Origin of the sequence: Caldimicrobium thiodismutans, from assembly GCF_001548275.1 — a bacterium.
GTDB lineage: Bacteria > Desulfobacterota > Thermodesulfobacteria > Thermodesulfobacteriales > Thermodesulfobacteriaceae > Caldimicrobium > Caldimicrobium thiodismutans.
The window spans coordinates 720,488-747,203 of the sequence record NZ_AP014945.1 but is presented as its reverse complement, the minus strand read 5'-3'; the positions used below and the strand labels follow the sequence as shown (position 1 = coordinate 747,203).

Sequence of the window (26,716 nt, the reverse complement as noted above, 5' to 3'; positions counted from 1 at the left end):
AGGAGTGTTTTTACCCCCTATAAAAATTTCCTTTATTAGAAAGGCTATAATTTTTGCCCCTCTTCCCGAATGGAAATATTATTCTAAGAAATTTGAAGAAGGGCAACATTTTAGCTGGTTAAATATTAATTTTAAATTTTTAAGGGGTAATAATCTCCTTGTTGGGCCAGTGCTTTCCTCTCCTGCTCTTGCCCTTTTGATAGAATTTTTAAAAGAAAAAGGGGTTGAAAAGCTCCTATTCTTGGGGTGGGCTGGGAAAAGCCCCTTTGCATCTATTGTCGTGGGAGAACTCCTACTTTCAGAGAAAGCCCTTTCTCTTGAAGGCACAAGTAAGTTTTATTTTAAAAATAAGAAAATTTTTTCTACTGATAAAAAATTTTTTCAAAAAATCAGCAATTTATTAAGGGAGTTTAATATATTTTATAGAATAGGAACTATCCTTACAGTTGATGCTCCACAAGTTGTGGAAAAAAATCTGAATGATTTTAAATTACAATTAATGAAGGTTCAGGCTATGGATATGGAAACATCAGCTCTTTATGCCCTTAGCAATTTCTATAAAATAAAAGCAGTAGCCTTACATTTTATCACCGATGAATTGGGGAAACTATCAACTCTTAGACCAGAAAAGATGTTGACTCAGACCAGAGAAAATCTTTTTCTTTTTTTTAGAAATTTTCTTGAAAATGATTTATAATTAATTATTACAATGAAAAAAATTAAAAGAAATCCCTTTGAAATTTTTGGAATTACTCCTCAGCTTGCAAAGGAATTAAGTGATGAGACCCTTTATAAGATTATTAAAGCCATATACCGGACCCTTCAGCTCCATTATCATCCTGATAGGGGAGGGGATACTAAAAAGGCTTTGGAATTAAATCTTGCCTTTGAGGCTATAAATTACGAAAAAAATCCCCAAGCCTTTATCCATTATAAAAAGGCTTATCTTCAAAGATTATCAAGAAAAACCCTTAAAACCGAATTGAATATTTTAGAGCAAAATTTAAGAAAACTGACCTATCATCAGGAGCTTTTGAAAGAAAGGTTCTGGCAATTTCTTGAAAAGAATTTTCAGTATTTAAAAGACCTTTATCGTGAGGGTTTTGTCTTAAAGGTTAAGTTACTTGATATTATATCTCATATAAATTACTCTGATTATCCAGGTTTTAAAAAGAAAAAACAACTCTTTAAAGAGTTAATCTTCACTCCAGATACTATTCTTAAAAAAGCTGGAATAAATCCTAAATTTATACTTCTTAAAAATTATAGACTTCTTGGCTCTGTAAGGAGAGACTATATTGAACCCTGGGCCTTGATGGAAAGAACTCTCAAGGAAGAAAAATTTTTCCTAAAAGATTATCTAAAAAAGGAGACCTTTCTAAAAGAAATTATCATGTTTTTAGCCCCTGAGATTAGGGGAAATTCTTATTTATTTTTCTATCATCCCTCTGAACCGCAAAAGATCTATCTGGAAGGCCTGGTTCTAAAACTTGAAGAGATTACACAGCTTGAATTTCTGGAGATATTGCAGAAAGAAACTATAGAGGGGCATGAAGATGAGAGAACTCAAGGGCTACCCCCTTTAGATATTCCGTTTCCTCAACACAAGGATTAATAGGATGATCTGGACTTTGATGAAATACTTGAAAGATCTTGGCTGAAAAATTGCATTTAGAAAGAGATTCTTTTAAAAAAAGCAGTAATTCCTGAAGTTTTAAAAAATGAGAACATGAAAAAAGAAAAAGAAATCCATTCTGTGCTTTAAAATATTGGAGACCAAGGGAATACAGTTCCTTGTATTTTTTATAGCCTTGAAAATAATCTTTTTTGGATTTAATAAAGGCTGGCGGATCAAGAATTAACAAGTTTGCTTTTGCTACAGGATTTTTAAGAAGTTGAAAAACATCGCCCTCAACTGGCACAACCTGATCTTTCCATCCATTTAATTTGGCGATTTCAAGGGCAATATCAAGGGCATAACCTGATCTTTCAAGGAGATAGACCCTTTTAGCTCCCCCTTTTAGGGCATAGAAGGAAAAACCACCAATATAAGCAAAGCCATCCATAATTATAAGGCCATGGGAAATCCTGCTTAAAAACCTGCGGTTTTCCCTCTGGTCAAGGAAAAAACCTGTTTTTTGCCCTTTGATAATTGGAATAAGAAATTTTATACCGTCCATCTCAATAGGATAGGGGTCCTGAGGCTCCTTTAAATAAAAATCTACATAAAGAGGTAATTTTTCTTCTTTTCTTTTATCAAAGTCATTTTTTAAAACAATACTCTCAAGGGGTCTGATTTGAAGCAAGGCATCTATTATGATGGATTTTAGTCTTTCCATTCCAAGGGTATGGATTTGGATTACTCCAACTTTATCAAAGAGATCTATAATTAGCCCGGGGAGATGATCCCCCTCTGAATGAATAAGCCTGAAGGATGACTCACCTGGAAAAAATCTCTCTCTGAATTCAAGGGCTAATTTGAATGTTTCTTTAAAAAAGGATATATCAATGGAGATTTCTTTTTTGGTAAGAAGTTTCAGGCTATAATAGGAATGAGAATTAAAATATCCCTGCCCAAGAAAATGCTTGTGCTGAGAATAAAGTGATACAAGGCTCCCTGGTTCAATGGAATCTTTAATCTTCTCAAAGGAGTCAAGATCTTTATAGGTAAACCAGAGTTTTCCCTGGATGTAGTTTTTCAACCCATTGGTATTCAGGATAACAGGGGGATATTTCATTTTAATTCCTTCAAAACACTAAAAGCCCTGTTAATATCTCCCTTGCCTATGGAGTGTGAAGTTTTACAGGTTTCAAAGATTCCAGTAATTTCTATATTTTCATGAATTAAGGTTAGTTTCTCTTTTCTCAGGAGGCAAAGTCTTCCTTCTTTATCCTTGCCAAGAAAAATTTTATCAAAGGTCCGATTTCCGAGGGTGCAAAGCCAGAGGCCTTCTTTTTCTTTATCAGTAAATTTATCTTTCATTTTTATGGAAACCCTTTTACCCTCCATAAATTTTCCTATTATTTCCTCAATTTCTGAAGACTCCTGAATGGAAAGATCAATCCACTCTTCCAGATTGGGATTTGTTTCAAGATAGCAAACCTTTACATCATCCATACTTATAAAACTTGCATGGCAGACTTCACATCTTACCTGTTGTAAAATTTTTTTCTGATGAAAGTTTTTTTCTTTAAAGTTTTTATGACAGCTAAGACAGGAAATTTTCTTTTCTCCATACATAATTTCTTGCTTAGAGTGACAATCTACACAGGCAAGACCTTTACTTTTATGGATATCCTCCCTTAATCTGTAGGCTTCAATTCCATAAGGTCTTTCTGGATTTTTTCCCTGGATAAAAGGGGAACGATAATCTACAAACCAGGGATGAGGCGAGTATCCATAATAATCCCACCCAATTTTGGTCCCATAATGGCAGCTAAGACATTCGTGATCCCCTGGTCTTCCAAGTTTATGAGGGCTATGGCAACTAAAACACCCTTTTGCTCTGTGAGTTCTTGAATATTTTTCTCCTTTGCTATAGATATGGCAAGTTAGACACCGTCTTTTCAAAAAATCTACAAAAAGACCTTCCTTAGTTTCAAAAGAACCCTCTAAAGGCAGAAGACTCTTTATGTTTTCAATCTTTAAATTTAGACTAAATCCCCTAAGGATGCCTTTTAACTCCCCTGCATATGTATAATGATAACTCTTTTGAAAAGCCATAACCTCCTTAGAGTGACACCGGTTACAGAGGATTTCAACTTCTTCTGGAGATAAATCTTTTTTTAAGTTTTTATGGGCAAGTTCTTTATTCTTTGCAGGAGATGATCCAGCATGACAGTCCTTACATGAAAGTTGAGAATGAGAAAGTTTTAAAGGAGCTTCTCCATGACAGGACTCACAGGTAAATTCTTTGGTTCCCTTGGAGATAGGAGTGCACCCAGCTATATTTATTAAAAGAAATAATACTATAATGAGCATAACCTTTTGGCCACTTTGTCAAGGCGATCCACTAAGCCCTCATTTTTACTTATCTTTATTCCAAGGACCTCTTCCCAAATTCTTTCACTCTCCATACAAAAATAATAAGTAATCTCAGTCTGGGTCTCTTTTATGAGGTTATATAAAGATTTATAGAGCCTTTTTCTTAAATCAACAAAATATCTCTTTTTTTGATCAAGCCCCTCAATGAACTCATAGGAATAAATTTTAGTTTCAGGAAATCTTTCTACAGCTACTTTTTTTAAGACCTTTGGAAATCTTAAGGTTCCTAAGCTGATCCAGGCAATTTTTTCATGAGGGATAATTTTTAAAATTTTTTTCAATACCTCAGGATATTCAAGTTCTGCTCCTGAATAATATATGATTGGGTCAAAGTGAAAGGCTACAGTAAAACCCTTATCAATTGCTTTTTTAGCACTTTCAAGCCTTGCAGAAAGAGGTGCAGTTGACTTTTCTTCAGTTTGAATAACCCTTTCTGTGTTAACTGACCAGGCCAATATCACCCTGGGATTTCCTTTAATTTTCTTAAAAAAATCATCACTGAGAGCCACCTTAGTTTTCAATTCAAGGACAGCTCTGGGTTTTTTTTCATTCCAGAAATGAATGAGTTTTTCAGATATATGAGTTATTCCCTCTAAAGCGAGACTATCCGTAAACTCTCCTGTTCCTATCCTTATAATTCTACCTGTATTTTCTTGTATTTTTAAATACTCTTTGAGGGTTTCTAATCCATCTTCCCAGAGATTTCCCCAAATCTTTAGCCCTGGTCTATTTAAATACATTTGCAGGATACAGTAGGAGCAATCAAGGGGACATCCCTCTCCAATATGAAAGATCTCATAACCACAACAGATATAATTTTTGGTTCCTGGACAGGGTTTAACAAAATCTCCCTTGTATTCCATAATAAAAAGCCTCTTCTTTCCAAGAGCAATAAGATCTTCTTCAGTTCTAAATTCCCAGAGAAAATCCTCATACGAAGGGATTATTTCAAAGGAGGAGACTCTTGTCAAAATTTCTTGAGTTAATTGATAGGATAGGGCAGATTTTTCAACAAAGATTTGCAAGGCTTATAAATATTTTTCAATCAAAACTTCGGCAATTTGAACAGCATTCGTGGCTGCCCCTTTTCGTAAGTTATCAGCAACAATCCATAGATTTAAACCATTTTCAATGGAAAAATCCTCTCTAATTCTTCCTACAAAGACCTCATCTCTTCCAGCTACCTCTATTTGAAGGGGATAAACCTTATTTTCAGGATCATCAAGGACAATAACTCCAGGAGCTTTTTTTAATATTTCAATAGCTGATTCAGGAGTTAACTTCTTTTCTGTCTCAATATTTACAGTTTCTGCATGTCCATAAAAAACAGGGACTCTCACAGTAGTAGCAGTAACCCTTATCATTGGATCTTCCATAATCTTTTTAGTCTCTTCAACCATCTTAATTTCTTCTTTTGTATATCTATTGGGCAAAAAGACATCAATCTGAGGGACACAATTAAAGGCGATAGTTTTGGGAAGATTCTTAGGTGGTGGAAGGGCTTCACCTGAACACCAGGCTCTAATTTGATCCATAAGCTCCTCAATAGCCTTTTGCCCGGCTCCTGAAACAGATTGATAGGTGGAAACAACTATTCTTTTAATTTTTGCCACATCATGAAGGGGTTTTAAAGCAACCACCATTTGAATGGTTGAACAATTTGGATTGGCAATAATGCCTTTCTTTTTATATTGGGAAATAGCATGGGGATTTACCTCAGGAACAACAAGGGGAACCTCAGGATCCATTCTCCAGGCACTGGAGTTATCTATTACTATAGCTCCATCTTCTGCAAATTTAGGGGCATATTCAAGGCTCCTTGAACCTCCGGCTGAAAATAAGGCTATGTCTATACCTTTGAAACTTTTTGTCTCTTCAAGGACTTCCACCTCAATTTCCTCTCCTTTAAATGGAACCGTTAAGCCTTTTGATTTTGGAGAGGCAAAGAGCCTTAATTCTTTTACAGGAAAATTTCTCTCTTCAAGAACACTAATCATCATTCTTCCAACAGCCCCAGTTGCTCCGACTACAGCAACAGTATATTCTCCCATACCTAAGCCTCCCTGTGCTTTTAAAAAGATAAAATTAGCACAATTTGAGGAGATTACAAGGATATGTATGCGTCCATATCCTTAATGTAGGGCCAGACCTATCTGTTTGCACCTTGTTGTGATCCCCTTTGAAGGGTAATATTATAAATTTTGTGTATAGAAAAGGGGAAAATAAATCTTACAAGGATATAAACTTATAAAGGATACTTAGGCCTTTTCTTTAAATAAAATACCAACAAGTTCTTGAAGTCTTTTGGATATCTCAAGAAGCTCCTGAGGTGGTATTTGTCGAATCAATTCTCCTGTATCTTTCCTGAATACTTGAACTACAAGGGTATTATACTCCTTTTCATAAACAATCTTCGCATCTAAATTAAATTGATTTAAAAATTTTTGGAAACTCTCAGTTACCTCTTTGAGTTTATCCTTTTCAATTTTTTTTAAATGTATTTCAGTTTGAGACTGAAGTTCTTTTTCCAGAGGATTAACTCTTTGAGGTTTAATCTCTGTATTTATGTTGATCTGATCTAAAACTAAATTTTTATAAAGTTCCACTTTCATAGGAGGCCCCCCATGTAAATTTTATCATTTAATTTTATCGGATAAAAAGGAAAAAAACTTTAATCCATCAGGGTTGCTAATAGAATTTCGCATAAGTTCATATGCTTTTTCCTACAACAGAAGTAGTTGAAAAAATCCTCTTGAGTCACAAAAGATATGGAGGCATACCAGAATTTGACAAAACCCTTTGCTGGATTAAAATTATTCTGTCACTAAACTTAAAGAAAAGGGGGTTTTTGGAGATATGTCAGTTAAGAAGGAAAAAAGTGCCATTTTGGATCAGCAAGATAAAAAACTAAAAGAACAGCTTTCTAAAATAAAACACAAGATTATGGTTATGTCAGGCAAAGGGGGGGTTGGTAAAAGCACCGTTGCAGTAAATATAGCAGTTGGTCTTTCCCTTCAGGATTTTATGGTTGGTCTTCTGGATGTGGATTTACACGGGCCAAGTATTCCCAAAATGCTTGGTGCAAGGGACTTGAAACTTACAAGAAGACCTGATGGAAGACTTGGGGCTATAAAGTATTCACCAAATCTTAAATTTCTCTCCATTGAACCTCTTCTTCCTGCTGAGGATTCAGCTATTATTTGGAGAGGCCCTATAAAGATTTCGGCTATCCGGCAATTTATTGGTGATATCGATTGGGGTGAACTTGATTATCTTGTAATTGATGCACCTCCCGGCACAGGGGATGAACCTCTTACTGTGGCCAAAACTATCCCAGATGCCTATGCCCTTATTGTAACCACCCCTCAAGAAGTATCCCTGATAGATGTTAAAAAATCTATTAAGTTTTGTCAGAAAGTTAAGATGCGTATTCTGGGGCTTATTGAAAATATGAGCGGTTTTATCTGTCCCCATTGTGGAAAACCTCTTGATCTTTTTAAAAGGGGAGGGGGTCAAAAACTTGCCGAGGAAATGGGTATTAGATTTTTGGGAAAGATCCCCGTTGATCCAAGAGTGGTTGATACAGGTGATAGAGGAAAGCCTATTGTCGGGGCTTATCCAGAGAGTTTAACAGCTCAAGCCTTTGAAGAGGTTATCAGAAACATAATTTCAGCAACTGAAGAGATGCATAAAGAGGTTTTAGAAGAAAAATACATGCGAATCGCTGTTCCAATTGCAACTCCTCAGAAATTTGAGGCTAATCCAGAGAAGTTTGACCTTTTTGCCCTTTATGATATTGAAAATAATAAACTTTTAGTAAAAGATGTAGCCAAAAAGCCTGAAAATCAAGCTCTTGTTGACTTTTTACAGGAGCAGGTAGCAACCCATATCCTTCTTCATGCTTCAAATACTTCTGTTGCTGATGAGCTAACCAGCCAGGGAATAAGAGTTTTTATCACAGAAGAAATAGAAGCAAACCCAGATAATCTTATTCATACCCTTTTGAGTCAGAGGGGGTAAATTTGGATATCTTTTTAACTTGCCATTATTGTGGTGGAAAGGCTGTTATTTGTGGTAAATGAGCAAATGCCCGGGTAAGGTGTCTTACCTGCGGCATAGAAAGGCCTGTAAAGGAATATCAAAAAGAAATAGAACAAATGAAAGAAGAGATGACTATGGGGGATGAGGATGGAAGGTCTGAAAAAATTGATAAAGAACGATGCCCAATCTAAAATTATTTTAATTGTTCTTGATGGGGTAGGGGACTTACCTGTAAAAGATAGCAAAACCCCTTTAGAGCTTGCCAAAACCCCTAACTTAGACAACCTTGCATCCAGGTCAGCAACCGGTCTTCACATCCCTGTTGATTATGGAATAACTCCAGGTTCTGGCCCTGGGCATTTAGGTATTTTTGGATACGAGCCATTAAAATATGAAATTGGAAGGGGCATCCTTGAGGCAGTTGGAGTAGGGCTTGAAGTTAAAGATACAGATGTGGCTATCCGGGGCAACTTTGCTACAGTCAAATATGAAAATGGTCTTCCAATTGTAATTGACAGACGGGCTGGTAGAATACCCACAGAAGAAAACAAAAGATTAATTAAATATTTATCTGAAAATATTAAAAAGATTGATGAAGCCGAGGTCATTTTATGTTCAGGTAAAGAACATCGTTTTTCCCTTATTCTAAGATTTCCCTATAAGCTTTCTCATTTTTTTGAAAAAATAAATGATACAGATCCCCAGAGCACAGAAAAGCCTCCCTTACTTCCAACTGGTGAAAATCCAGAGGCCGAAAAGGTTGCACTAATTGCCAGAAAATTTATTGAAGAGGCTGCCAAATTGCTGAAAAATGAACCAAAGGCAAATTATGTTTTGTTGCGTGGATTTTCAGTAAAGCCTGCCCTGGAACCCTTTCCAGAAAAGTTCGGTCTGAAAAGCGCCTGTATTGCAGTTTATCCAATGTATAAGGGGCTTGCAAGGCTTGTAGGAATGGATTTAATTACTTTTGAGGGTGAATCCATTGATGCAGAGGTAAAAACTCTTAAAGAGGCCTGGCAGGATTACGATTTTTTCTTTGTTCACATTAAAAAAACTGATTCCTATGGGGAAGATGGAAATTATGAAGGAAAAATTTCGGTAATTGAAGAATTTGATAGGCATTTTTTAGAAATAGTCTCATTAAATTTTAATGTTTTGGCAATTACAGGAGATCACTCAACACCTTGTATAATGAAGTCTCACTCCTGGCATCCCGTGCCAGTGCTTATAAACTCTCCTTATTGCCTTGGTGGTTTATCCCTGAGATTAACAGAGAGGGAGTGTTTAAAGGGGGAACTTGGGATCTTTCCGAGTTTCAAGCTTATGCAATTGTTACTTGCTCATGCAGGCCGTCTTACAAAATATGGTGCTTAAATCAATTTTTTAAATCTCTCTTAATAAAAGTCTTTTTCTCCAGTGAGCCTGAGGAGTAGAAAAAGAAATGAGGTCATCTTAACTTCTGATAAGATATATTATGTAAAATAGAAATCTTAAGGTTTAATGCTTTTTTGAAAACTCAAAAAAGTGGGGTTTAAAATAAGGCAAAAGCCCTGAGCTCATCTTTGGAGAATTTGCAATTAGATATTGACAATTAGAGGTGGTAGTTATATACTTAAAAAATTAATAATTAAAATCTTTATGCTTTAAAATGAGACTTCATCAAAAACTTTTAATTCATACCCTTTTAGGGTACTTTCTTCTATCTCTAATTCTTTATGGTTTTCTTTTTTTATTTATAAAAAACTATTTTGAAAAATCTCTAATTTTCCGATCTCAAATTGAAGCCAAGGCCATTTTTTCTTCTCTATATCAGGGAATGCTCAAAGGATTTACCCGTGAAGAATTAGACAATTTTCTCAGAATTTTTCAAACTGACAAACTAAAGGTAACCCTTGAAAAACCTTCAGAAGTAAAAGAAATCCCATTATATAAGGAATATATAATTACTAAGAAAGGAGATACTCTTTATATAAAATATAATATTACTGCCACAAAGATGTGTTTAAACTGCCATAGGGGAATTTCAGAAGGCGATCTTTTTGGGGTTCTTGTGCTTGAGAATTCTCTTAAAGAGGATTTAAAAGAAATACATCAGACTCTTTTACTTTTCCTTCTTTTCTTTTCCCTATTTCCTCTGCTTGGAGTTTATTTTATAGGGAAACTTCAAGGTAAAAAGTTTGTAAAACCCATTGAAGAATTAAAGGAGAGGATAAGAAGATCTTCAAAGTTTGATGAATTAATTGAGAATGAAGATCTTTTAACAAGTTCAAAAACAGGAATTTATGAATTTGATGGGCTTTTAGAGATTACGGATGACTTCTTAAGAAAAGTGAAAGAGCTTGCTATTGATCGAGAGCTTTTTAAATTTGAACTAAGTCTTCTTGAAAAATTTATTATAACTTCTGAATTTATAAGAGATTGGAAATATTATGTTAATAATCTTCTAATTGAGGTGAATAAGATTGTTGAAATTGTTTCAATTTTTGCTCTTTTTTATGTAGAGGAAGATCTTTTTGATACTGAGATTTTCTGGTTGAAAAATCCTACACGATCTTTCAAAGAAGATATGGAAGGTATGATTAGAAAAATATTTTTAGAAAAATTCAAAATAAATAATTTTAATTTCATTCACAATGTGGTTTTAGCAGATGAGAGTTATTCTGAAGAGGCTTTCAAGAATTTTTATTTGAAAACTAAAAGTTTAATCCTTGAATCTCCAAAGATTGGGGGGATTGTTGGGATTGGGCTTTCTCATGAAAAATTAACTTCCACTCAAGAGATAGCTATTGAAACTGTTTTGATTTCCCTATTAAATGTGATTGGCTCTATAAGAGCTATAAATAAATATACTAAAGAACTTGAATTTTATGCTACTCGTGATCCATTAACTCACCTTTATAATCAGAGAACTTTCTGGGAACTGTTAGAATATGAGGTTGAAAGAGCCAAAAGATACAATTATAAATTTGCCCTTTTAATAGTAGATTTAGATAACTTTAAGTTAATTAACGATACCTATGGTCACTCCTTTGGGGATGAATTTTTAAGAGAGTTTGCTAAATTCTTGGAGGAGATAAAAAGAAAGGGCGATATCTTAGCAAGATATGGAGGAGATGAATTCACTTTGATACTTCCCTTGTGTGACCTTACACAGGGAGTATCAGTTGCTGAAAGAATTAAAGAAAACCTATCCAATTTCAAAATAGAGGCACCAGATGGTAAACCGGTTTTCCTAACTACATCAATAGGAATAGCCATTTTTCCTGATCATGGGGAGACCAGCAAAGATCTTTTTACCCTTGCAGATACTTTAATGTATAAAGCTAAAAAAGAAGGAAAAAATAAAATAGTTTATCCTACTGCTGAGGAGATTTTAAGTTATCAAAAAGAAATAACTGATACCATCCTTCTTGTAAAAGAAGCTGTTGAAAATAAAAGGATACTTCCATATTTTCAACCTATATATGACCTTAAAACCGGAGAGCTTTTTGGGTGTGAGGTATTAATGAGAATAGAAATAGAAGATGAAGTTATTCCTGCCCAAAGATTTATTGGTATTGCAGAGAGTATGGGTTTTATAATGGAGATGGATTTTATCAACATGGAAAAGGCTTTATCTTTAGCCAAGGAAACCAATTATCAGGGATATTTTTTCTTTAATTTAAGCCCTAAAGTTTTAATTGTTCCTGAATTTTTAAAGAAAATTAAAGAACTTGTGAAAAATTATTCTTTCCCCTCGGAAAAAATTATTTTTGAATTAACTGAAAGAGAAACAGTTAAAAATTTAACCCTTTTAGAAAAATTTATAAGAAATCTTCAGGATTATGGGTTTAAATTCTGTATCGATGATTTTGGAGCAGGCTTTTCCTCTTTTCAATATATTAAGCATTTTATAATTGATTTTGTTAAGATAGAAGGAGATTTTGTAATAGGACTTAGCAGAGAAGCTCTTGTTGATCTTGCTATTATAGAAAGTATAGTTACCCTTTGTAAAGGATTGAATATAAAAGTCATTGCTGAATATGTAGAGAGTGAGGAGCTTGCTAGTAAATTAAGGGACTTTGGAGTTGAGTTTGGTCAGGGTTTTCACCTTGGGAAACCTTCTCCACAATTACCCCTTACCTCTTTCAAATCCTCTTCATAGGTATGTTTAAAATGTTGATTATTCTGACTGTTACTGCTAGAAGTTTCAATTCCTCATAGGTAAGCTCGAAACTCCTCTACTACATATCAGAATACTATAAGTCAAAATTCCATATTTAGCTCACCGAAAGAATACTACAGAGAAGCAAAAAAGATCGTTCAGAGCCCGGATGAAATCTATGTTGAAAGAACAGAAAAGGGGGATTACTATATTTTCAAGAAAGGTGATAAAATAGTGGTGAGTAAGGATGATGCGCTTTTGATTAAAAGTTTTTACAGACTGAACAAGCCTTTCATACAATGGGTAAAGGAGAGGAAGAGAGGTGGGTTTATCAGAATACTATAAGTCAAGACCCTATAAGGAGTGGATAGAAGATTGGGAATTAGGCATAGATGAAGAGGATGGACAAGCCTTTTTTTATCACACCGCACCTACCTGGCTTTCTATAAGAGACCTAATCCATGAAGCGGGTTTAGATAACCACCCCAAGGTGATTGAGCTTGACAAAAAAGCCATTATAAACGCTATCAGGAATAAAGCGGACCCACCTTATGATAGGGAATATGAGGGGCTTGATCGTTGGTGGTGGCATCTGGATAAAATTGCTGAGGGAATCTTTCCTCCAGAGCTACTCCCTGAGCATCTTAGAGACACTTATTTAAAAGCTCGCTGAGAAAAATTTGAGTAAATAACCCATAATGCTTTAAGAAATTTAAAATTTTTTACAAAAATTTTAAGGAATATAACTTAGTCTGTCGTTTAAAAGTCTTTTAAGTTTTCTTCTTTCTCTTCTTACCTGAATATATAGTGCCAGTTTTTGCTTAAATGTAAAATAGGATAGATAACTTAAAAGAATGAGAGGAATTATGAAAATAACCAATGCACCAATAAAATATCCTATAAATATGCTTAAAATGATGATAATAAAAGGCATGTTTATAAAATACTATATAAATTTTTAATAGGTAGGTTCAAAATCCTTTGCTCTGCAGGCACAGACCACTCATCCTCTCGCTCATAGACCTCAGAAAACGGGCACAGGAGTGCTATATTCACCTGAATTACTCAGCCGACCTCAGCGCTCAACCACATATGTGCTCGCCAGCTTGTCGTGCCAGCCCTGTCGCTCCCGATCAAGTAAGATCCACAAGAACCCTAAGGAAAAGAAAAATCCGCTGATGGACTTCCCGATCAATTCTCTGAAGAGCATGGTAAAGAAGCCTGCGCGCCTCCCATCCGTTTTGACTACCCTCATTCCTAACACCATCTTTCCGAGTGTGGTCCCCCGCGAAAAAAACAACAGCTCGACCATAAGCAGCACCAAAAAAGATAAAAAAACAATATCTGATTCTTTTTTAATAATGGGCGAGAAAAACAATCTAAGTATTAACATCAACACGAAGAACAGCACGATGTCCAAGACGAAAGCTCCAAGGCGCTTCGCTGGCGAGACAAGCCTTCCAAGTTCAGGATTTTGCAAGTTCCTATGACAAACTGAACACCATCGTCCAGCTGCTGTTTCCATCTTGCAAGATGGGCATGTTGGCATACTATCCCCTCCTTTTTTCTTGTTCTCTTTACCTCTTACTCCCTATCCTACTTCAAGCATTCTTATCACCTTCGGCTGCCTCTAAATAAGTTAAGTTTTCAATACTATATAGGTATGCTCAACACTTTTTAAATATCACAAAAAATTATTTTTGTCAAGTGTATGGATAAGTCCAAATCTTTTAAGACTAAAGAAAATTTTTAACTACTTCTTACCACCCTTTCTTTATAGATAGGCTTAAAACCGAGGAAGACTTTCCTGAAATATGGGAAGATATCAATGTTTCAATTCCTCATAGGTAGGCTCAAAACAAGAAATTTCCTGTTACGCTCAAAATCATCTTCAGGTTTCAATTCCTCATAGGTAGGCCCAAAACTTTTTTGTTTATTTCTATATAAATTTCTTTGTATTACTCTAAGATAGCTTGATTACATTAAGGCTACTTTTTTTTCTATTCGTTTTTGTTTTCTTTTGTTGTTTTCTCTTTGTTAACTGGTAATCCAAATGTGGATTTATGAGATGTTTTATGATCACAGGGTGTTTTTTCATTTAATTCACCTATTTTACAAATAGAAGTTGCCATAGTGTTATTGGTGTAGATGTCTATTTTTATAGATTCTCCTTCTTTAAGAACAACAGGAAGTTTTATGTGGTAAGTAGTTTCAGTGGGAACTGGCATTTTTCTATGAATTGGACCTCTATCAAATAACTTCATTTCTACAAAAGCATTTCTTTTAAAAATTGACTTATCCTTATACCAGACTTCTAAAGTTGCTGGTGCTGTTTTTTGATCATCTCTTCTAAAATAAGTATATTCAAGTGTAAATTCATAGGTATTTTTGTCTTTTCTTACAATAGAAGCTCCCAGTGTGGAGATTTCATCATGTTTCCAGTCCCTTCTATGATAAATATCATCAACTAACCACGATGTGGGATCAGGCACTAAACTACATCCCTGTAAATAAAATCCAGCTCCTGCTAAACTTAAAACACCAAGTAAAACTCTTTTTGCTTCCATCTTCCTCATAAACTTTACAAACTTCTTAACCACTTCTTTCATAAGACACCTCCTTTTTGTTTTTTGTGTATGAAAAACTTAATTTTAATCATTATAACATCTTCTGTAAGATTTCAACCCCTTATAGGTAGGCTAAAAACAAAAATAAATAGTCATAGCCAGAAAAATCATAATTTAACCCCATATAGGTGGGCTCAAAACCTAAAATCCTGAAAACACTGAACATCTTGAAAATCTTGAAAATCTCGTTTCAACTCCTTATAGATAGGCTTAAAACCTCCAAAAATGAATAAATATCCTTTACCTTCATTATATCTTGTTTCAATTCCTCATAGGTAGGCTCAAAAAAATTTTGGAAATATCAATGCCAACATCTCTTAATCTGGGTTTCAATTCCTCATAGGTAGGCTCAAAAAAAAATTTATCGCTGATGTATATCTAAAAGGAGGATTAGTTTCAATTCCTCATAGGTAGGCTCAAAACGAAAGCTAGAAAAATCTTCTGATAAAATAGTTTACTGTTTCAATTCCTCATAGGTAGGCTCAAAACGTAGAGCTTGATGAGAAGGAGCCCCTGGTAAAAAGGAGTTTCAATTCCTCATAGGTAGGCTCAAAACCTTGAGCCATTTTCTCAAAGGCTTGCGGGAGTTATAGCGTTTCAATTCCTCATAGGTAGGCTCAAAACAGCTTGAAGCTGAAAGACAGAACCTCTTAAAAGAGATGTTTCAATTCCTCATAGGTAGGCTCAAAACTTGTTTTTACTGCTATTAATTTAATTTTCAATATAGAGGTTTCAATTCCTCATAGGTAGGCTCAAAACATTTTAGGGTGTGTTTTACATATTTTAGAGGATGCGAGTTTCAATTCCTCATAGGTAGGCTCAAAACTTTTAAAAAGAGAAAAAATTGATATTGAGGCATTCCGTTTCAATTCCTCATAGGTAGGCTCAAAACGAGTTTTTTGCAAAGAAGTTGTATAAAGATATAGGTGTTTCAATTCCTCATAGGTAGGCTCAAAACTCGGAAGACATAACTCAAAAACCCCATCCCAAGCCTTAATAACCATATTTTTATATAAAATAATTCTCTGATTCCTTGAACTCACTTTATAGGGTCTTATTGAGCCATCTAAATCCGCCTCCCTCCCAAGAGATCTAAGTTTTTTGTTTAAATTTTCTAAAATTTGCTTCCTAAAGTCCTCTTCAAAAGGACTATAATAATAAGTTATCTTTTTTCCATCTGGTTTCCTGAAAGTGCTATAAACAGTAATAGGAGAAAGAGTCCTCACATAAATTTTTTCCTGATATCTGGGAGGACTCATAACCTCAACAGACTGCAAAAGCACCCTCACCTTCCCAAGGGTTAAAACTTCTCTTGTTAAAATACTCTGAGCAAGGGATTGAATAAATTCCTTTACAGGAGAGGCTACAAAAAAAGTGAAACTTCCTGAAAATACTATATTCCCATTTTTAATAAGGGGCTTTTGTAAGCTTAAAAGCCTTGAAAAAGTAAAAAGTTTGAATTTTCTCTTGGTTTTAGGGTCTTCAAATCCAAAATTGTGAATTCTCTCTGCAAGCCCCCTTTCAAGAGAATTATAAATAAATCCCTGTAAAATTTCATTATATTGAATGGGAAGAATAATCTGATCTTTATCTACAGGACAAAAGGTTATTTTAAGTCTCATTAGATTGAATTAATACTTATAAATTTTAATTTGTCAAGGGGTAATTTTATTTAAACTGATTTAAAACTTCTTTAATATTCCTTTCAATTTCTAATAATGAGAGCTCTTTTTTTCTTTCCCATAGTTTTCTTTTGATATATATAACTTCAACTTCTTTACAGTTTTTGGAGGCCAATTTTTTATAGTATTCTCCATAAGGTATTTCACGCCAGCCTCCATAAGTAATGATAAGAATAAGTTTTTCAAAAGATATTTTTTTTAAAAAATAGGTTACAGGGGGGCAATTAAAGGTCCATTTCGGGAAAACAAGAACTCCATAAGGGCTTTGAGGTGGCTCAAAGTTAGCCCTAATCTCAAAACCCGGGATAAAGGAAAGGAGAAGCCAAAAAGAATAGGGAAAGGAATAAGTCTTTATTTCCTTTGGAATAGCATTAAATCTTCTGGCAAGAGCTAAGGCAATTTCTTTTGAGGTTCCTGTATAGGAAAAATAATAAAGATCCACAGATTAAGTTTAATTGAAATATAAATAAAAAGAAGGGGGCATTTAACCCCCCGGAGATAAATTTAAAATTATTTTTTATAGACTTCGTAAACCTTTCCAGCAAGCTCAATTCCAGGCTTTAAAGTGGTTTTTCCTGGTTCCCATTTTGCAGGGCATACTTCCTTTCCACCTGTTGCTCTTACATGCTGGAAGGCTTTAATCTTTCTTACCAATTCATCTGCATTTCTTCCTACAGGGGCATTGTTTATCTCTACAGATTGAAGAACCCCATCAGGATCTATAATAAAAGTGCCTCTTAGATCAAGGCCAAGGGCTTCATCATAGACTCCATAGAGCTGACCAATCTTTCCCCCAAGGTCTGAGGCAAGGGGATAGGGAACCCCTCCACTAATCATCTTAGAAAGCTCAACTTCTTGCCAGACCTTGTGAACAAAAACCGTATCAATACTAATTCCAATAACCTCCACATTGAGATTTTTAAGTTCCTCATATTTCTCAGCTACATCAACAAGCTCTGTAGGGCAAACAAAGGTAAAGTCAGCAGGATAAAAGAGAAGGACAACCCATTTCCCCCTGTAATCAGAAAGCTTAATCTTCTTGATCTCCCCATTGGGAAAATAGGCACCAGCCTCAAAATCTGGAGCAAGGCCACCAACTTTTGTGCACATAGTTCCACCTCCTTTGAATTATTTTTTCTTGAAACTTAATCTAAAATTTAACTTTGTCAAGTCAGTTTTAAATATTTTTGAAAATCTTCAAAGGTGTCTATATCAAAAAGGGTTGGAAGAAGAGAAAAATCTTCAGGTTTCAGTCTCTCTAATGTTTTATCTAAAAGTTTCGTTGTTTCAAAAGGTAAATAATCAAATAAAAGAAAAAGTCTATTTTTAAAAAGAAAATTAAATCCCAACAGGACATATCCTCCATCTTCGGAAGGTCCAAAAACAACGGGATAATCCTTGAGTCTCTCAAAGGCAGATTTGAGATAATCCAGGGATAGAAAAGGACAATCAGCACCTATAAAGACTATTCTTTCAAAACCAAAATTTAATAGCAACTCCCCTGCCCTCTTCAGTCTCTCCCCGAGACCTTTACCCTTCTGGGGAAGAAAATTCCAGTTAAAATTTAAGTTAAAAAATTTTTTTATCCGGGCTAATCTTTCACCCTCGTAAAAACCAAAAAGCTTTATTCTTCTTTGAAGAAAGAGATGCTCAGAAATTTTTACAGTTTTCCAGAGTAATTCTTTATATATTTCAAGAGCTCTTTCTTCCCCCACATCCTTTGCAAGCCTTGTTTTTACTTTTCCCTTTTCAGGGATTTTGAAGAAAAGGCCTAAGGCCTCTAAAGTTTCCATTTTTTGGAAAGATATCTTAAAAGAATAGTGAGAGTAAAAAGAAAGGCAAGAACAAGAAATAAGGGAAAGAACTTTCCTTCAAAGAGAATGCTTTTTAAGGAGAAGCCAAGGCCTGTATAGGCAAAACCTGCAGGAGCCATAAAGAAAAAGGTGCAAATAACATAGGTTTTCAGATCAATTGAGGTTAATCCAAAAAGATAGTTAACCACGGGAAAGGGAAAAAGGGGAAAAAGTCTTACAAAGGCAACCGCTTTCCAGCCGTGTTTTTTTGTAATTTCATCAAAGTATTTCCATTTTTCTAAACCTAAGCGGGTTTTTAGGGACTCTCTAAAAAAATATCTTGCCAGTTGAAAAGAAAGGGTTGCTCCGAGGGTTGCCCCTGTTAAGGCTATTAACCCTCCAAAGAGAGGACCCCATAAAAAACCTGCAAGTAAAGTTAAAGCAAGACTTGAAATAAAAAAGCTTGGAGCAATTGTATATATTATTAAATATAATATTATAGAAAGGGGATGTCCAGAAAAGGCTTTAATAGTATCAGCAAAATTTTCGGCCTTTAAAAAACCTCTCCATTGAAAGTAAAAGCTTATAAGCATCAAAAGAAAAAATAAAAGAAAAAAGAAGCTTTTTGGCCTTGTAATTTTTCTCTGAAGAGAAAATTTTATGCGATTAAACCATTTTTTAGCTGAAGAAACATGGCTCTCAAGGGGCTTAATCCCTTTCAGGGTTTCAAGCAGGTGAAGGGCTCTTTCCCCCTTTTTAAGAAAACGATTTTTGCAACCAAAACAAAAGGTTAAAATGGGTCTTTTACCAGCAAGCTTAAGGGTTTTTTCAAGGAAGCTTTCAGAAATTTCCTCACTAAAATAGGCCCCACCCCCTGCTCCACAACAAGAAGGATAAGGTAAAACCCTGTCCACTTTATCTTTAAATTTTTCTACAATTTTTTCTTTTAAGTCCATTTCCTTAAAGGCTGGACAGGGAAGATGGAAAAAAGGCTTATTGAGGGTATTTTGAAATTCTTCCTCAGGAAGTATCTCAAGAATATGAAAAACCCTTAGGTTATTGCTAAATCTTTTAAAAATTTTATAACAATTTGTGCAGGCAACGATTACTTCATTAATGCCATAATCCAAAAATCTCTGATTTAGCTCCTGCCAGCCCTTTTTAGTCTCCCCCAAAGCTCCGATTTGATAGAGAGGATCAAGACAACAATCAAGAACCAAAACTATTTTTTTATCAGAAAATTTATTTAAAATTTTTAATAACTCTTTAATTAAATGGGGATAAGTTCCCCATAAACTACATCCTGGCCAGAAAATTCTTTCAGCCTTTTCCCAGTGAGAAATGGGAAAGGAATGAATTTTCTTGGTAAAGGAAAGGGCACTTTTTTTAAGTTTTTCTCCAAGAGTTGAACCTTCTTCAAGAAGGGAAACTTTCAGAAAATAGAGAGCCTCTGCAGGATCTAACCCTTCTTTACAAAGGAAACTACAAGCTGAACAGTTTGTGCAATAAAAAACCTCTTCTTTTCTCTGAAGAATTATCTCCTTAGGAAGGCCATATTTTTCAAGAAAAGGGCAGGCTTTTATACAGATCTTACATTCAGTGCAGTTATGTAAGAGATCCGAAACAGCCTGTTCCATAAAGGGCTGTGCAGGCATAACAATGATCTCCTGTTTGAATGGGCTTTCCTTCAAGAGAGTTAAGCCCAACTTCAAGAAGTTCAAAAACATTTTTGGGGGTTTTAATTTTTAATTTTAAGGCCTGATTAAAATCACAATCATAAAGGGATCCCTCCGGAGAAATATTTATTAATTTGAGACACATAATCTTATTTAAGGTTTCAGGATTAAAATTTGAATAAAGAAGTTGATAATACTCTTTAAGTTTTCCCTGTTTCTGGAGGTATCTTTTAAATCTTCCAAGAGGAAAATTATTGAGCACCAAAAGATCGGTAAAGGATAGCCCTTTTTCTTCAAAAAAATTTATAAATTCATCCCTTAACTCCTCTTCTTTTCTTGTAAGAGAAAGTTCTACAGGATTTATCATGAGATAAAGGGGAAGTGTTTTCCCAAAGCCCGCTTCATTTAATTTTTGGAGAGCTAAAAAGGCTTTTTTAAAAAAGCCATTGCCCCTGAAAAAGTCTGTTTTATGTTCTTCAAGGCTTGGAAAGGAACCTATAATTATTACCTTCTTTTTAGCAAGAAAATCAATTAGATTTTCTTTGTTAAGTAAGGCTGAAAAGTTGGTTCTAAACAAAATTTCTCTGGTATAAGGTTTGACCTCATTAATAAAATCTACTATTTGAGGGTGAAGTTCAGGTGCGCCACCGGTTATGTCAAGGGTTTTTCCTGAGTGTTTCTTTATGAGTTCTATGACTGCAGATAAGACTCTATCATTCATAAGCTGGCCCTTTGGGCCAGCTGAAAGGTGACAATGAAGGCACCTTTCATTACACCTATAACCCACATTTACCTGAATTATTTCTATATCCCTTTTAGTGAGTATTATCACCAGTTCCTTTAATTTTTCAGAAAAGGGCTTAAACTCTTCTTGAACACAACAGGTGTTTTTTGTAGAATGGGTCTCCCATTTTCCACCCTTGGTAACCCCTGGAGAGCGATAAATAATTTTTTCACCACAAGGAAAAGGCCTTGGAGAAAGTTTTTTCACAGGCTCAATAAAAATGAAAAAATCATAAGCATATTTTTTTAAGTTTTCAAAAGTTCTCTCACAAACTGCAACCCTTTTTCCAAGTTCAAAAAGATGGCCCTCTGAATCCTCAACCCTGATAAATGGCCCTTTAAAAATTACGGTATGCCCTTTATCAATACAAGCCCCTTTTTTTCCCTTTACAGCTTCAATAGTAATAGAGCGAAATTCTATTCCATCAATTACCTGCCAGGGTTTTTCCTCATATTTAAGAATTTTTATACTGATAAAGCCAGCCTTCAAAAAAGCCTCAAGGAATTTATCTTCTCTTAAGGCTCCAGAGATACAGCCTGACCAAAGCTCTGGATCCTTTTTTAAATGTTCAGGAACATCCTCATCAGAAACAATATCACTTATTACTGCCCTACCCTCTGGTTTTAAAACTCTATAAATCTCTTTAAAAAGCCTTTCTTTATCTTCATCTCTTACAAGATTTAATACACAATTTGAAACTACGGTATCAATAGAATTGTCAGGAATAAGGGGTTCATTTTCTTCAAGATATTTTATAAATTCTTCAAATTTAATAAAATCTTCAAAGGTTTTTATAGGATTTTCAAGAAGGTATTTATCAACCTTTTCAAGATCGAGCTTGAGATTCTGGATGCGAGCTTTGCGAAATTCTGTATTTAAATAGCCAATTTTTTTGGCTATCTCTTGTTGATATTTTCTTGCAAGGGCAAGCATTTCATCATTAAAATCAACCCCGATAATTTTACCCTTTGGACCTATAATTTGAGCTATCATATAGCAATGTTTCCCTGAGCCAGATCCAAGATCAAGAACCACTTCTCCCTCTCGGACATACTGAGTGGGATCACCACACCCATAATCTCTTTCAAGAATCTCTGAAGGAATAATTTTCAATAGTTCAGGACGAGTATAAGAAACCGGACAGCAAAGCTTTACTTCTTTTGACCTTGCTGCCCCTTTATAAGTCTCAAGCACAATAGATTCTACAGCCATTACTTTCCTTTCTCAAGAAGCTCTGGATAAGGCCAGCCAGCCATACCACCTTTGAGAATAAAAAGTCTTGATTCAGGAACACCTTTAGATTTCAAATAATCATAAGTATTCTGAGCACCACTTCTTCCCCTGGGGCAAATAATTACCACAGGATCATTTGAGTTAATAATTATAGGAAGGGCTTTATCAATCCTTTTTTTAAGGTCATCATTATTGGCGGGGAAGGCATTGGTTTCAATTGATCCTTTGAAGTGGTGCTTTACAAAGTCCTCATGGGGCTGGATGTCAACAATGATAACCTTCTTACCTGTTTCAAGCCATTTTTTGAATTCCTGCGGTTCAAGAAAATTTGTTGCAAAGGAGGCTTTGGCCATAAAAAGCATTGCCATAAGCCCTAAAAGCATAACTCCCCAGACCTTGACTAAAAATCCTCTCATGTCTGCACCTCCTCTTAAGTTTTTATTTTGCCTTTTAAAGGCACATAAAAGTATAAACTATAGAAATTAATTTTGTCAAATAGAAAATTTTTAAAAATTCTCAGCTATTTATAGAATTTTTTTAAATTTTCAGGAGATGCTCCAAATAAAAAGCGCAAGAGAATGTAATTATTTTTAAGGCTTATTAAGAAAGGTGATGAAGCCTTGAATTTTCTTGAAGAGACAAGGATCCTACCAGGCAAGGGTTGGGGTGGGAAAATTTTTCTTAAGCGTAAAACAAGGTCAAAGTCTTCAAGAAAGGGATATTCTTTAAAGCCTCCTGTTTTCTCATAGAGAGCCCTTTCTACAAAAAGCCCCTGATCTCCATAGGGTAAGTGAAGAAGCCTTGCTCGAAGATTAATCAATTTTTCAAGAACTTTAAGGGAAAAGGTATTTCCATCATAGACTAAGTTAAGGAACCCTGCTTTTATACCTTTTTTGTATAGATCTTTTAAATTAATTCTGTCAAGAATTCTGCAATCAGCATGCATAAAGAAAAGGAGATCACCCTTGGCAACTTCTACTCCTTTTTTGAGTTGAACTCCCCTTCCCTTTTCACTCTGGATTACCCTTGCTCCAAGGGATTTAGCTATGAACGGGGTTTTATCTTCGCTTCCTCCATCAACTACTATTACTTCATCAAGCTCAATATTTGCAAGGGATTTTAAAGCGAGGGGGAGATAAATTTCTTCATTAAGGGTAGGGATAATTACAGAGAGAGAGGATCTCATTCAACCTTTTTAGCTGAAATTACTACAAAACCTCCCTCACCATAGCCTTCTTTTACAGGTTGAGGCTCGGTAATCTCTTCAAGAGGGTTAAAAATGGTTTGGGTAAAAAGCTTAGGTTTGAAACCTGTTTTTTCAAGTAAGGCCTTTACTTCAGTTACAGAATAAAACTTGGCTTCACGGTAAAAGATGCTTTTTTCTTTTTTAGCAAGATATATCTTTCCAAGAAAACTATCTTTATCAACAAAGCCAACAATTATTCTCCCCCCTGGTTGTAATACTCTTTTAACTTCCTTTAGAGCCATCTCGGGATCCTCTAAAAAACAGATGGTTACTACGAGTAAAACTACATTAAAAATTTCGGATTTAAAGGGTAGTTTTTCTGCAATTCCCTTTGCAACTTTTATGTTTCTATCTTTAGCAAGCCGAAGCATCTCAAAGGATGGGTCAAGCCCGAAATCAATTTTTAGTGGTTCAGCAAATCTTCCTGAGCCAACTCCCACCTCAAGAGATAGGCCACTTATTAAATGAGGCCTTATGGCTGAAATCTCTGAGATATAGACCGCTTGATTTTTTTCATACCATAAATCGTATTCCTTGGAAAATTTGTTAAAAACAGAGGTCATTGCAATAAAGTTAGCTCCAAATTTTTAAAAAAATTTAATCCACCTTTTTTCAAATTACAAGTTTATCCTTTTATATTATTTCTACATTTCACAAAAAAAGAAGGGTGGAAAACCAGAAAAGGTGGCAGAAAAATCCTATAGAGTCTCAAAAGATATGGACGCATACACCCTCTTGACAAAGGAATTTTTTTGGTTATTTTAAATAGCTATCAAGGAAAGGCGCGTAGCTCAGTGGGAGAGCGCTTGCTTGACGCGCAAGAGGTCGGCGGTTCGATCCCGCCCGCGCCTACCATTAATATATACACCTAAAGGAGATTTAAAAGAAAACATTGAAAATTCTTATCAAAAATCTGGGAGAATTCCAACTTCCACCTAATCAGCCTCTCAAGGTTCTTCTTTCTGAAATTAAAAAATTAAAAAAGTCTCAAGAGCTACCCCTGGCTTTTAAACTCAATAGCGAGATTTATGACTGGCATACACCTTTGCCTGATAGCGCTCAAGAGCTACAACTTGATCCTCTTTATCAGGACTCCCCTGAGGCCTTAGAGGTCTTAAGGCATACCGCATCTCATATTCTGGCTCAGGCAGTTAAAGAGTTGTTTCCAGGAGCAAAACTTGGCATTGGTCCAGCTATAGAAGATGGTTTCTATTATGATATTGCCTTTGAGAGACCTTTTACAGAGGAGGATTTAAAAAAGCTTGAGAAAAAAATTAAGGAACTAATTAAAAAAAATCTGCCTTTAGAGAGAAAAGAGCTCTCCAAAGAGGAGGCTATAAAGCTCTTTTCCCAGATACATGAAGACTTTAAGCTTGAATTAATTACAGAACTTCCCGATGAAAGAGTTAGCATTTATACTCAAGGGGATTTTATTGACCTTTGCAGAGGCCCGCATCTTCTTTCAACAGGACAGGTAAAGGCTATAAAACTTCTCTCAATTGCAGGAGCTTACTGGAGGGGAGATGAGAAAAATCCCATGCTCTGGAGAATCTATGGCACGGCCTTTTTTACTGAAGAGGCTCTTAAAGATTATCTCAATTGGTTAGAAGAGGTCAAAAAAAGGGATCATCGCAGACTTGGAAAGGAACTTGAACTTTTTACCATTGAGGAAGACATCGGGCCCGGCCTTGTTATCTGGCTTCCTAAAGGGGCTCTTGTGAGGAAAATAATTGAAGATTTCTGGAAAGAGGAACACTTGAAAAGGGATTATCAGCTGGTTTATACCCCCCATCTTGCCTTACGAGACCTCTGGAAGACCTCAGGTCACCTGGATTTTTATGTGGAAAATATGTTTCCACCTATGGAACTGGAAAATCGCACTTATCAAGTAAAACCCATGAATTGTCCCTTTCACATTTATATTTACAATCAAAAAAGAAGAAGCTATAGAGACTTTCCCTTAAGACTATGTGAACTGGGAACAGTTTATCGTTTTGAAAGAAGTGGAGTTTTGCACGGGCTCCTAAGGGTTAGAGGTTTTACTCAGGATGATGCTCACATTTTCTGTAGAGAAGACCAGTTGGAAGAAGAATTAATAAAGGTTTTAGATTTGGTGATTTATTTTCTTAAACTTTTTGGGTTTAATGAGTATCAGATTTATCTCTCAACCAGGCCAGAGAAATTTGTTGGAGAACCTGCGATTTGGAATAAAGCTGAAGAGGCCCTTAAGATGGCCTTAGAGCATAAAGGCCTGGCCTATGAAATAGACCCTGGAGAGGGAGTTTTTTATGGTCCAAAGATTGATCTTAAAATAAAAGATGTCCTTGGGCGTTTCTGGCAATGTTCAACTATTCAGGTGGATTTTAATCTTCCTGAAAGATTTGACCTGGTTTATGTTGGAGAGGACAATCAATTTCATCGGCCCATCATGATTCATAGAGCCCTTCTTGGTTCCTTAGAGCGGTTTTTTGGCGTTCTAATTGAACATCATGCTGGGGCCTTTCCTTTCTGGCTTGCTCCTGTGCAAATCAAAGTCTTAACCCTGACAGATAGAAATATCCCCTATGCAGAAAAGGTAACTCAAGAACTTAAAAAAACAGGTTTCAGAGTGGAAAGAGATTTCAGGAGCGAAAAGATCAATTACAAAATTAGAGCTGCTCAGCTTGAAAAGGTGCCTTACATGATCATCCTTGGCGATAAAGAAGAGGAAGTTCAGTGCCTTAGCATAAGGAAAAGATCAGGTGAAGTTATGCAGGGTGTAAGTCTGGCTGATTTTCTGCAAAGTCTCAAAGCTGAAAGTCAACCCCTATCCTCTTGATGAAACTCAGCGTTTTACTATCAGTTTTTATCAAAAGATACAGCTTAAAGGTCCCAGAGCTATCTTCAAAAGGGGGTGATAAAATTAATTTAGGAGGAGGGCATGCAAAAGGATTTAAAGCACAAGTATAGGGTTAATGAAAAAATTAGGGCTCAGGAGGTTCGCTTGATAGGTCCAGAGGGAAAACAAATAGGGATAGTCCCCCTCAGGGAGGCCTTACGCATGGCAGAGGAATATGGCTTAGATCTGGTTGAAATTGCACCCTCTGCTACTCCACCTGTCTGTAAAATCATGGATTTTGGTGAATTTTTATACCATGAGGCAAAAAAAGCCAAAGAGGCTAAAAAGAAACAGGCAGTTGTGGAGGTAAAGGAGATAAAATTAAGCCCTAAGACAGATAAACACGATTTAGAGGTAAAAATTAAACACATTTTAAGATTTCTTGAGGATAAAAATAAGGTTAAAGTAAGGGTTGTCTTTAAAGGAAGGGAGCTTTCTCACCCTGAAATGGCAGATAGAGTCTTTGCCGCTATTTTTCAGGCTGTTGAAGGAGTAGCTCAGGTAGAGTCTCCACCCAAGCTCGAAGGAAGACAGATGATTGCTGTATTAGCGCCTATTAAAAAATAG

At 35.5% G+C, this 26,716-nt stretch carries 23 protein-coding genes, 1 tRNA gene, 1 pseudogene and 1 CRISPR repeat array; of the genes and pseudogenes, 9 read left to right on the top strand and 16 right to left on the bottom strand.

Features of this window, described 5'->3' with window-relative positions:
• Positions 1–4 precede the first annotated feature (4 nt).
• Positions 5–697 (top strand): phosphorylase family protein, encoded by a 693-nt coding sequence (locus THC_RS03675; RefSeq protein WP_068513513.1) that lies wholly within the window; start codon positions 5–7, stop codon positions 695–697.
• A gap of 12 nt (positions 698–709) precedes the next feature.
• On the top strand, positions 710–1,615 hold the full coding sequence (locus tag THC_RS03670; protein ID WP_068513510.1) for a J domain-containing protein: 906 nt from the start codon (positions 710–712) through the stop codon (positions 1,613–1,615).
• Here THC_RS03670 and THC_RS03665 read toward each other — a convergent pair.
• The 5 genes from THC_RS03665 to THC_RS03645 all read right to left on the bottom strand — a co-directional run bounded on the left by THC_RS03665 (position 1,539) and on the right by THC_RS03645 (position 6,657).
• Positions 1,539–2,738 carry a class I SAM-dependent rRNA methyltransferase gene (locus THC_RS03665; protein ID WP_068513507.1) on the bottom strand — a complete coding sequence of 400 codons (1,200 nt, stop codon included), beginning with the start codon at positions 2,736–2,738 and terminating at the stop codon, positions 1,539–1,541. The genes THC_RS03670 and THC_RS03665 overlap by 77 nt on opposite strands.
• Positions 2,735–3,982 (bottom strand): cytochrome c3 family protein, encoded by a 1,248-nt coding sequence (locus THC_RS03660; protein ID WP_068513502.1) that lies wholly within the window; start codon positions 3,980–3,982, stop codon positions 2,735–2,737. Before THC_RS03660 ends, THC_RS03665 begins: the two co-directional genes overlap by 4 nt.
• A complete protein-coding gene (locus THC_RS03655; RefSeq protein WP_068513499.1) occupies positions 3,970–5,070 on the bottom strand; it encodes an SPL family radical SAM protein in 1,101 nt (366 codons plus the stop codon). Before THC_RS03655 ends, THC_RS03660 begins: the two co-directional genes overlap by 13 nt.
• Positions 5,071–5,073: 3 nt before the next feature.
• On the bottom strand, positions 5,074–6,096 hold the full coding sequence (locus tag THC_RS03650; protein WP_068513496.1) for an aspartate-semialdehyde dehydrogenase: 1,023 nt from the start codon (positions 6,094–6,096) through the stop codon (positions 5,074–5,076).
• A 207-nt stretch (positions 6,097–6,303) separates the two neighbouring features.
• On the bottom strand, positions 6,304–6,657 hold the full coding sequence (locus THC_RS03645) for a flagellar protein FlaG (RefSeq protein ID WP_068513495.1): 354 nt from the start codon (positions 6,655–6,657) through the stop codon (positions 6,304–6,306).
• 244 nt (positions 6,658–6,901) lie between these two features.
• On the opposite strand from THC_RS03645, the gene THC_RS03640 reads away from it, so the two are divergent.
• The 4 genes from THC_RS03640 to THC_RS03625 all read left to right on the top strand — a co-directional run bounded on the left by THC_RS03640 (position 6,902) and on the right by THC_RS03625 (position 12,903).
• Positions 6,902–8,065: an Mrp/NBP35 family ATP-binding protein gene (locus THC_RS03640; protein ID WP_068513490.1), complete on the top strand. Its 1,164-nt coding sequence runs from the start codon at positions 6,902–6,904 to the stop codon at positions 8,063–8,065.
• A 168-nt stretch (positions 8,066–8,233) separates the two neighbouring features.
• Positions 8,234–9,460: a 2,3-bisphosphoglycerate-independent phosphoglycerate mutase gene (locus THC_RS03635; RefSeq protein WP_068513487.1), complete on the top strand. Its 1,227-nt coding sequence runs from the start codon at positions 8,234–8,236 to the stop codon at positions 9,458–9,460.
• A gap of 274 nt (positions 9,461–9,734) precedes the next feature.
• Positions 9,735–12,230, top strand: coding sequence for a putative bifunctional diguanylate cyclase/phosphodiesterase (locus THC_RS03630; RefSeq protein WP_068513484.1), 2,496 nt, complete (start codon positions 9,735–9,737; stop codon positions 12,228–12,230).
• A gap of 322 nt (positions 12,231–12,552) precedes the next feature.
• Positions 12,553–12,903, top strand: coding sequence for a hypothetical protein (locus THC_RS03625; RefSeq protein ID WP_068513480.1), 351 nt, complete (start codon positions 12,553–12,555; stop codon positions 12,901–12,903).
• 402 nt (positions 12,904–13,305) lie between these two features.
• Here THC_RS03625 and THC_RS03620 read toward each other — a convergent pair whose 3' ends face one another.
• The 11 genes and pseudogenes from THC_RS03620 to THC_RS03575 form a co-directional block, all read right to left on the bottom strand.
• Positions 13,306–13,779, bottom strand: a complete 474-nt coding sequence (locus THC_RS03620) for an RDD family protein (protein WP_068513477.1) — start codon at positions 13,777–13,779, stop codon at positions 13,306–13,308.
• 451 nt (positions 13,780–14,230) lie between these two features.
• Positions 14,231–14,839, bottom strand: a complete 609-nt coding sequence (locus THC_RS03615; protein ID WP_068513475.1) for a hypothetical protein — start codon at positions 14,837–14,839, stop codon at positions 14,231–14,233.
• Between the two features lie 204 nt (positions 14,840–15,043).
• Positions 15,044–15,815: direct repeats of the CRISPR family, unit length 30 nt; unit sequence GTTTCAATTCCTCATAGGTAGGCTCAAAAC.
• 22 nt (positions 15,816–15,837) lie between these two features.
• A pseudogene (gene cas6 / locus THC_RS09755) lies at positions 15,838–16,479 on the bottom strand (CRISPR-associated endoribonuclease Cas6); the annotation flags it as partial.
• A gap of 46 nt (positions 16,480–16,525) precedes the next feature.
• Complete coding sequence (locus tag THC_RS03610) at positions 16,526–16,981, bottom strand: hypothetical protein (protein ID WP_068513471.1); 456 nt, start codon at positions 16,979–16,981, stop codon at positions 16,526–16,528.
• Positions 16,982–17,049: 68 nt separating this feature from the next.
• Positions 17,050–17,649, bottom strand: coding sequence for a thioredoxin-dependent peroxiredoxin (gene prxU, locus THC_RS03605; protein ID WP_068513468.1), 600 nt, complete (start codon positions 17,647–17,649; stop codon positions 17,050–17,052).
• 56 nt (positions 17,650–17,705) lie between these two features.
• Positions 17,706–18,332: a TIGR04282 family arsenosugar biosynthesis glycosyltransferase gene (locus tag THC_RS03600; protein WP_068513465.1), complete on the bottom strand. Its 627-nt coding sequence runs from the start codon at positions 18,330–18,332 to the stop codon at positions 17,706–17,708.
• Positions 18,320–19,987, bottom strand: coding sequence for a VTT domain-containing protein (locus THC_RS03595; protein WP_068513462.1), 1,668 nt, complete (start codon positions 19,985–19,987; stop codon positions 18,320–18,322). Before THC_RS03595 ends, THC_RS03600 begins: the two co-directional genes overlap by 13 nt.
• On the bottom strand, positions 19,938–22,004 hold the full coding sequence (gene arsS / locus THC_RS09480) for an arsenosugar biosynthesis radical SAM (seleno)protein ArsS (protein ID WP_082706263.1): 2,067 nt from the start codon (positions 22,002–22,004) through the stop codon (positions 19,938–19,940). Before arsS ends, THC_RS03595 begins: the two co-directional genes overlap by 50 nt.
• Positions 22,004–22,441 carry a rhodanese-like domain-containing protein gene (locus THC_RS03585; RefSeq protein WP_068513459.1) on the bottom strand — a complete coding sequence of 146 codons (438 nt, stop codon included), beginning with the start codon at positions 22,439–22,441 and terminating at the stop codon, positions 22,004–22,006. The genes arsS and THC_RS03585 overlap by 1 nt, the downstream gene beginning before the upstream one ends.
• Before the next feature lie 104 nt (positions 22,442–22,545).
• Positions 22,546–23,211: a TIGR04283 family arsenosugar biosynthesis glycosyltransferase gene (locus tag THC_RS03580; RefSeq protein ID WP_068513456.1), complete on the bottom strand. Its 666-nt coding sequence runs from the start codon at positions 23,209–23,211 to the stop codon at positions 22,546–22,548.
• Positions 23,208–23,834, bottom strand: a complete 627-nt coding sequence (locus THC_RS03575; protein WP_068513453.1) for a class I SAM-dependent methyltransferase — start codon at positions 23,832–23,834, stop codon at positions 23,208–23,210. The genes THC_RS03580 and THC_RS03575 overlap by 4 nt, the downstream gene beginning before the upstream one ends.
• Before the next feature lie 217 nt (positions 23,835–24,051).
• On the opposite strand from THC_RS03575, the gene THC_RS03570 reads away from it, so the two are divergent.
• From THC_RS03570 to infC, 3 genes are all read left to right on the top strand, one after another.
• Positions 24,052–24,126: transfer RNA gene (locus tag THC_RS03570), tRNA-Val, on the top strand.
• Between the two features lie 37 nt (positions 24,127–24,163).
• Positions 24,164–26,089 carry a threonine--tRNA ligase gene (thrS, locus tag THC_RS03565; protein WP_068513450.1) on the top strand — a complete coding sequence of 642 codons (1,926 nt, stop codon included), beginning with the start codon at positions 24,164–24,166 and terminating at the stop codon, positions 26,087–26,089.
• Positions 26,090–26,191: 102 nt separating this feature from the next.
• The gene (infC, locus tag THC_RS03560; protein ID WP_068513446.1) at positions 26,192–26,716 is read left to right on the top strand and encodes a translation initiation factor IF-3; all 525 of its coding nucleotides are present in this window, start codon (positions 26,192–26,194) and stop codon (positions 26,714–26,716) included.